A 313-nucleotide genomic window follows, 5' to 3' on the forward strand; every position below is an offset into this window, starting at 1 on the left:
CATGGCTATGCCATGGCCGATGCGAGGCCACGGAAAGGGCGATGTCGATCGCCAGGAAGGACTTGAACGAGTTCGACTTGCCAAACATCAGGGCGGTGGTGTTTTCCTGAATGAGCCCGTCGATAAGCCATGCAGGCTCAGGAAGGTCCTTCATGTCGGCATAGGAGAGGATCTTGAGCGGTTCGGGTTTGCTCATCAGTAGCAACTCCTACGCATGCGCTGATATTCCTTGGCCGCTTCCGCGATGTGAGAGGATTCCGGCGTCGGCGCCGGGCGCCACGGCCTGCCATTGTACTCGCCCACGATGCCCGCG

At 59.7% G+C, this 313-nt stretch carries 1 protein-coding gene; it reads right to left on the reverse strand.

Annotation, left to right across the window (positions count from 1 at the left end; genetic code table 11):
• A partial coding sequence (locus tag EN859_RS36675) for an AAA family ATPase (protein ID WP_145972011.1) occupies positions 1-196 on the reverse strand: 196 nt, incomplete at its 3' end.
• Between the last annotated feature and the right edge of the window lie 117 nt (positions 197-313).

It is taken from the genome of Mesorhizobium sp. M00.F.Ca.ET.216.01.1.1, assembly GCF_004010325.2.
GTDB lineage: Bacteria > Pseudomonadota > Alphaproteobacteria > Rhizobiales > Rhizobiaceae > Mesorhizobium.